Source organism: Massilia sp. LXY-6 (assembly GCF_051233485.1).
Classification (GTDB): domain Bacteria; phylum Pseudomonadota; class Gammaproteobacteria; order Burkholderiales; family Burkholderiaceae_D; genus Telluria.
Genome location: NZ_JBKFGF010000052.1, coordinates 1 through 6,455 on the forward strand (window position 1 = coordinate 1; position 6,455 = coordinate 6,455).

At 63.5% G+C, this 6,455-nt stretch carries 8 protein-coding genes; 2 read left to right on the top strand and 6 right to left on the bottom strand.

All coding sequences use genetic code 11. From position 1 onward, the window contains the following. The 6 genes from ACI48D_RS21515 to ACI48D_RS21540 all read right to left on the bottom strand — a co-directional run. Positions 1-482 (bottom strand): SDR family NAD(P)-dependent oxidoreductase (locus ACI48D_RS21515; protein ID WP_435573289.1); only part of this gene is annotated, 482 nt, incomplete at its 3' end. 135 nt (positions 483-617) lie between these two features. Then, positions 618-1,559, bottom strand: a complete 942-nt coding sequence (gene fabD, locus ACI48D_RS21520; RefSeq protein WP_435573290.1) for an ACP S-malonyltransferase — start codon at positions 1,557-1,559, stop codon at positions 618-620. 34 nt (positions 1,560-1,593) lie between these two features. Continuing rightward, positions 1,594-2,580 (bottom strand): beta-ketoacyl-ACP synthase III, encoded by a 987-nt coding sequence (locus tag ACI48D_RS21525; protein WP_435573291.1) that lies wholly within the window; start codon positions 2,578-2,580, stop codon positions 1,594-1,596. Continuing rightward, the gene (gene plsX, locus ACI48D_RS21530; RefSeq protein ID WP_435573292.1) at positions 2,580-3,623 is read right to left on the bottom strand and encodes a phosphate acyltransferase PlsX; all 1,044 of its coding nucleotides are present in this window, start codon (positions 3,621-3,623) and stop codon (positions 2,580-2,582) included. Before plsX ends, ACI48D_RS21525 begins: the two co-directional genes overlap by 1 nt. A 199-nt stretch (positions 3,624-3,822) precedes the next feature. Further along, on the bottom strand, positions 3,823-4,005 hold the full coding sequence (gene rpmF, locus ACI48D_RS21535; RefSeq protein ID WP_036168414.1) for a 50S ribosomal protein L32: 183 nt from the start codon (positions 4,003-4,005) through the stop codon (positions 3,823-3,825). A 229-nt stretch (positions 4,006-4,234) separates the two neighbouring features. Next, positions 4,235-4,732, bottom strand: coding sequence for a YceD family protein (locus ACI48D_RS21540; RefSeq protein ID WP_435573293.1), 498 nt, complete (start codon positions 4,730-4,732; stop codon positions 4,235-4,237). Positions 4,733-4,924: 192 nt separating this feature from the next. Here ACI48D_RS21540 and ACI48D_RS21545 point away from each other — a divergent pair, with 192 nt between their 5' ends. After that, positions 4,925-5,533 carry a Maf-like protein gene (locus ACI48D_RS21545; protein WP_435573294.1) on the top strand — a complete coding sequence of 203 codons (609 nt, stop codon included), beginning with the start codon at positions 4,925-4,927 and terminating at the stop codon, positions 5,531-5,533. A 15-nt stretch (positions 5,534-5,548) separates the two neighbouring features. After that, complete coding sequence (locus ACI48D_RS21550; RefSeq protein ID WP_435573295.1) at positions 5,549-6,298, top strand: SAM-dependent methyltransferase; 750 nt, start codon at positions 5,549-5,551, stop codon at positions 6,296-6,298. Positions 6,299-6,455 lie beyond the last annotated feature (157 nt).

Genomic DNA, 6,455 nt, shown 5'->3' on the forward strand with positions numbered 1-6,455 from the left:
CCTTCCACGCCGGCCTTGGCAGCCGCGTAGTTCATCTGGCCCGGGTTGCCGCTCGATGCCACCACCGAGGTGATGTTGATGATACGCCCCTGCTTCGCCTTCATCATCCCGCGCAGCACGGCGCGCGACAGGCGGCCGACGGCGGTCAGGTTGGTGGCGATCACGCTGTCCCATTCCTCGTCCTTCATGCGCATCGCCAGCTGATCCTGGGTGATGCCGGCATTGTTGACCAGGATGCCGATGCTGCCGACGGTCTTGCTGACCTCGTCGATCACGGCGCCGCACTGGGCGGCGTCGGTGACGTTCAGCACCACGCCCTTGCCGCCGAATTCGGACAGGTAGGCGGTGATGGCTTCGGCGCCGGTCTCGGTGGTGGCGGTGCCGACCACTTTCGCGCCCTGGCGCGCCAGTTCCAGCGCGATGGCCTTGCCGATGCCGCGCGATGCGCCGGTAACGAGGGCGACTTGATTTTGCAGGTTCATGCTAATCCTTGGCGTTGATTTTTCTTATAGTCAGACGGGGTCAGAGCCCACTCTTGAAAACCGGGATCTGACCCCGTGGATCTATTATGACGGGGTCAGAGCCCACCCGGGAACACCGGGCTCTGACCCCGTGGGTTAAGCTTGGCCTTGGAGCGAGGCCAGCACGCGCTCCAGCGAAGCCTGGTCGACCAGGGCATCGCCGACCAGCACCGGATCGATGCGCTTGGCCATGCCGACCAGGGTCTTGCTCGGTGCGCATTCGATCACCTGGGTCACGCCATCGAGTGCCATCTTCTGCATGGTCTCGACCCAGCGCACCGGGCCGGCGGCCTGGCGCACCAGCGCGTCCTTGATCGCAGCCGGATCGTGCAGGATAGCGACGTCGACGTTATTGATCAAGTCGATCTGTGGCGCATGGAAGCTCAGCCCGGCCATGTAGTCGCGCAGGCGGTCCGATGCCGGCCTCAAGAGCGAGGAGTGGAACGGCGCCGACACCGACAGCTTCATGGCGCGCTTGGCGCCCTTGGCCTTGGCGATGTCGCAGGCGCGCTCGACCGCGGCGGTATGGCCCGCGATCACGATCTGGGTCGGCTCGTTGAAGTTCACGGCTTCCACCACTTCGCCCTGGGCCGCCTCGATGCAGACTTCGCGCACGGCCTCGGCCTGCAGGCCGAGGATGACGGCCATGCCGCCCTGCCCCACCGGCACGGCGTCCTGCATAGCCTGGGCGCGGAAGCGCACCAGCGGCACCGCGTCCTTGAAGTCGATCACGCCGGCAGCCACCAGGGCCGAGTACTCGCCCAGGCTGTGGCCGGCAACGACGGCGGGTTTCGGGCCGCCGGCCGCGATCCAGGCGCGGTACACGGCCACGGCCGCGGTCAGCATCACCGGCTGGGTGTTGGTGGTCAGGTCCAGTTCTTCCTTCGGGCCTTCGGCGATCAGCTTGCCGAGGTCCTGGCCCAGCGCACTGGATGCTTCGGCCACGGTCTGCTCGACGACCGGGTTGCCGGCGAAGCCGTTCAGCATGCCGACGGCCTGGGCGCCCTGGCCCGTAAACAGAAATGCGAATTTGCTCATCAGAATCCTCTACTTTCTTTTCTTTTTATTGTGCTTACATGCGCGCCAGCACGGCGCCCCAGGTAAAGCCGCCGCCCACGCCTTCCATCAGGATGTTGTGGCCGGGCTTGATGCGGCCGTCGCGCACCGCCTGGTCGAGCGCCAGCGGGATCGATGCGGCCGAGGTATTGCCGTGTTCGTCGACGGTCACCACCATTTTTTCGGGCGCCAGGCCGAGCTTCTTCGCGGTGCCCTTCATGATGCGCAGGTTGGCCTGGTGCGGAATCAGCCAATCGATATCGGATGCCGGCATGTTCGCGTGCTCCAGGGCCTCGTGGGCAACCTTTTCCAGCACCGTCACGGCCAGCTTGAACACCGCCTGGCCATCCATGTACAGGAAGGTCTCGCCGGAAATCGCGGCATTCGTCGGATTGGTCGGGCCGCACAGGATGTGGCCGTGGCTGCCGTCCGCGTGCAGCTTTACCGCCAGCACGCCCGGCTCTTCCGAGGCGCTCATCACGACGGCGCCGGCGCCGTCGCCGAACAGCACGCAGGTGCCGCGGTCGTTGAAGTCGAGGATGCGCGAGAACACTTCGGTGCCGATCACCAGCACGTTTTTCGCATTGCCGGCCTTGATGAAGGCATCGGCGGTGGACATCGCGTAGACAAAGCCGCTGCAGACGGCCGCGACGTCGAAGGCGGCGCTGTTGTTGCGGATGCCCAGCTTGTTCTGCACGATGCAGGCGGTGCTCGGGAAATTGCCGTAGAAATCGGGGGTCGAGGTGGCGACGATGATCAGGTCGATCTGCCCGGCCTCCAGTCCGGCCGCCTCCAGCGCCTTGTGCGCCGCCTTGACGGCCAGGTCGGAGGCGTTTTCGTCGGCCGCCGCATAGTGGCGGGCCGAGATGCCGCTGCGGGTCACGATCCACTCGTCGGAGGTCTCGATGCCCTTCGCGCCCAGCTGGGCCGCGAGGTCGTGGTTGGTCACGCGCTGGGCCGGCAGATAGCTGCCGGTGCCGATGATTTTGCTATACACAGTCATTACTTGGCCTGCTGAATGGTTGAGCCTGGCGCCTGGGGGTCAGGCGTGCGGGGCATCAGCTCGGCAATCATCGCCGACAGCTGCTCCTGCACGTTGTATTGAGCCGCATTATAGGCGCGTTTTATTGCCCATTCGAAAGCGAATGCATTCGCGCCGCCATGGCTCTTGAACACCAGGCCGCGCAGGCCCAGCAGACCGGCGCCGTTGTAGCTCTCCGGATTCAGCTTCTTCAGCGACTTGCGGGCCAGCAGCGCCCCGAGCTTGGACAGCGTGGTTTCCATCAAGGTTGCCTTGACGAAGCGCGACAGACCCTCGATCGCCTTCAGGGTCACGTTACCGACGAAGCCGTCGCAGACGATCACGTCGACCGTGCCCTTGAAGATGTCGTTGCCTTCGACGTTGCCGTGGAAATCGAGCACGCCGCGCTCGTGGTCGGCGCGCAGCAAGGCGCCGGTGGCCTTGACCACTTCATTGCCCTTGATCTCCTCGGTGCCGACGTTGAGCAGGCCGATGCTCGGGCGGCGCTGCTCCATTGCCTGGAACAACACGGCGCCCATGATGGCAAATTGATGCAAGTGATGCGGTTCGCAGTCGACGTTGGCGCCCAGGTCCAGCATGTAGGTCGGGCTACCCTTCTGGTTCGGCATGATCGAGCAGATCGCCGGACGGTCGACGTCGGCCAGGGTCTTCAGGACGTAGCGCGAGATCGCCATCAGGGCACCGGTATTGCCGGCCGAGACGCAGACATCGGCCTTGCCGTCCTTGACCAGCTCGATCGCCACGCGCATCGAGGAATCCTTCTTGCGGCGCAGCGCGACTTCGATCGGATCGTCCATCGCCACCACTTCGGTGGCATGCCTGACGGTCAGGCGGGGGGAAGATTCCGCATGGTGTTTCTTGAGTTCGGCGCGCACCTGGTCTTCCAGGCCGACGAGGATCAGTTCCGCGTTGGGTTCGTGCTTGAGGAAGGCGAGCGCTGCCGGAATGGTAACCGAGGGGCCGTGATCGCCGCCCATGCAGTCAATGGAGATTGTAATTGTCATTTTACGGGATGAACCGCGGCTCAGGAAAGGCGAGCGGCGTGTCCTTGCACGGCGGAATGCCGGGCGGACTCAGCGGGATCGAAAACGACGGTACGCACAGCGGGTATGCAACCGGAATCAATATCGCAAAAGAGAAAGCGGCGCCACGCACTGTTCATACGTTGCACCGCTTCCATAGAACAAAACTGCAAGACGCCGATTACTCGTCGTTCTTGGTCTTGATCACTTTGCGACCACGGTAGAAACCGTTCGGGCTGATGTGGTGACGCAGGTGGGTTTCACCGGTGGTCGGCTCGACGGCCAGATTCGGTGCAACCAGGAAATCGTGCGAACGGTGCATGCCGCGCTTCGACGGGGACTTCTTATTCTGCTGAACTGCCATGATGACTCCTAAACATAAGTTCTAAAATTCTAACACATTCGACTCGCAATACCATGCTTATCGAGTATCCCAGCGGCAATTACTTCATTGCCGACATGTTTAACGCTGCCTTACAACTTGCTACCACTGTCATACTCGACTGCTGCACGCGTTTGACACGTTTTTTTGCGCGTCATGAGGCCCGCTTGCGGTCCCCATGGCGCGAAACCTGTTTACTTCAACTACTTGTTTATTCTGATTTGAGGCTCTTCAGTGCCGCGAACGGCGATACCTTCTCGGACTTCAGGGAGTCCATCAGCTTGGTATCGGGGCACACCTCATGCTTCGGTGCCTGCGGCAGGGCCAGCAGGGCTTCGTCTTCCAGCAACTGCATGATGTCGCAGCTCTGGCTGCCGACGATCACGTCGATGGTTTCATCGTCGAGGATTTCCTCGATCTCGTCCGCATCCGCGTCGTTCTTGCCCAGCACCAGCATGGTCGACGAATCGAGCTCGTAGCCGAACGGTGCCAGGCAGCGCTGGCAGACCAGCTGCACGGTACCGGAGACGGACAGCGTCATCGACGGGTAACCCTGCTTGGTCTGGCCGCCCTGGATCGCCCAGGCGAGCTGGCCGGATGAGTCGGCGCAATCGGCTGCGAGGCGGGGCATGTCCGCCACCGGCGTGACACCTTCTCGATAGCCGTTGTTCCGACAAAATTCAAAGGCGTCGATGACAAAAGCGCTCATTTGGAAAAGCTTCCCCGGAAAACCTGCGATAATAACAGGCTTCTTCCCGCTCAGTCAAAGAATCCGTGCTTTTTTTGGGCCGTCACGGCACCAAGCGTGGCATCCCCGCCAGCATGGCCGGACGAGCCATCGGATTTGCTTGCCGGGAAGGCCTATCTATTTGTTTTACTTATGAATATTGGACTGGCCGACATGATACCAAGTTCCGCTCCCGTGCGCCTGATCCTCGCTTCCAGCTCTGCCTACCGGCGCGAATTGCTGTCCCGGCTCGGCCTGCCTTTCGAGGCGATCTCGCCGGATATCGACGAGACCCCGCTGCCGGGCGAAGCACCCGAGACCACCGCCCTGCGCCTGGCGCGCGACAAGGCGGCCGCGATCGCGGCAAGGCACCCGGACGCGCTGGTGATCGGCTCGGACCAGGTCGCCACGCTGGACGGCGAACAGATCGGCAAGCCGGGCGACCATGCGCGCGCCCTGGCCCAGCTGCGGAAAATGCGGGGCCGCCGCGTGACCTTTCACACTGCCCTGTGCCTGTGGGACGGCCGCGAAGGCGCTGCGCCCGCGCAGCTTGACAACATCCAGACCTTCGTTGCCTTCCGCGACCTGCCGGACCACGAGCTCGACGCCTACCTGCGCATCGAGCAACCCTACGACTGCGCCGGCAGCGCCAAGAACGAAGGCCTCGGCATCGCCCTGCTCGAGCGCATCGACAGCACCGACCCTAGCGCCCTCACCGGCCTGCCGCTGATCGCCCTGACCGGCATGCTGCGCCGCGCGGGCGTCCGTTTTTTCGGCACCTGATAAAAAATTTCCACTATGCCAGGCACCCTCTACCTGATCCCGAACACCCTCGGCCCGCTCGAGGCCGGTCCCCGCGCCCTGTCCCACATCCTGCCCGAACAGGTGCAGGACATCGCCTCGAAACTCGAGTATTTCGTGGCCGAGAACGCCAAGACGGCGCGCGCTTTCCTGAAGCTGGTGGGCGTCGACCATCCGCTGGCGCGCCCGCTGCAGGAAATCAAGATTTCGGAACTGAACGTGAACACACCGCCGCAGGCACTGGCCGCCCTGCTCGCGCCGCTGCTGGAGGGGATGGATGCCGGCCTGGTGTCGGAAGCCGGGGTGCCGGCGGTGGCCGATCCGGGTGCCGACCTGGTGCGCCTCGCCCACCAGCACGGGATCACGGTGCGGCCGCTGGTCGGCCCTTCGTCGCTGCTGCTCGCCGTGATGGCGAGCGGCCTGAACGGCCAGAGCTTCGCCTTCAACGGCTACCTGCCGACCGACGCGGCCCAGCGCACCAAGCGCATCCAGCAACTGGAACAGCGCTCGCGCGCCGAAAAACAGACCCAGCTGCTGATCGAGACGCCCTACCGCAACGCCGCCATGCTGGAAGCGCTGGCCGGCGCCTGCCAGCCCGGCACCCTGATCTGCGTGGCAACGGACTTGTCGCTGCCGAGCGAATCGGTGCGCACACTCACGGCGGCAAAGTGGAAGGCCGCGCTGGCCGCGAACAAGGGGCCGGACTTCCACAAGAAGCCGACCGTGTTCCTGCTGCTGGCGCAATAAGGACTAGCGTGTCCGACAAGCCCTCAGGGCAAGGCGTATCTTCGAAGACAGTACGCTGATATGTATTGACCTTGTCAACGACTGCGACAAGAGATTTTGGCTTTTGCAGCGGGTTGGTAGCAGAACGGGCGGCATGCCGACGGTTGATCAGTCTGAT

What these genes read in the sequence shown, in the direction of transcription:
- ACI48D_RS21525 (WP_435573291.1), bottom strand. Translation starts at nt 2,580, where the DNA reads ATGACTGTGTATAGCAAAATCATCGGCACCGGCAGCTATCTGCCGGCC.
- rpmF (WP_036168414.1), bottom strand. Translation starts at nt 4,005, where the DNA reads ATGGCAGTTCAGCAGAATAAGAAGTCCCCGTCGAAGCGCGGCATGCAC.
- ACI48D_RS21550 (WP_435573295.1), top strand. Translation starts at nt 5,549, where the DNA reads ATGCCAGGCACCCTCTACCTGATCCCGAACACCCTCGGCCCGCTCGAG.
- ACI48D_RS21540 (WP_435573293.1), bottom strand. Translation starts at nt 4,732, where the DNA reads ATGAGCGCTTTTGTCATCGACGCCTTTGAATTTTGTCGGAACAACGGC.
- plsX (WP_435573292.1), bottom strand. Translation starts at nt 3,623, where the DNA reads ATGACAATTACAATCTCCATTGACTGCATGGGCGGCGATCACGGCCCC.
- ACI48D_RS21545 (WP_435573294.1), top strand. Translation starts at nt 4,925, where the DNA reads ATGATACCAAGTTCCGCTCCCGTGCGCCTGATCCTCGCTTCCAGCTCT.
- fabD (WP_435573290.1), bottom strand. Translation starts at nt 1,559, where the DNA reads ATGAGCAAATTCGCATTTCTGTTTACGGGCCAGGGCGCCCAGGCCGTC.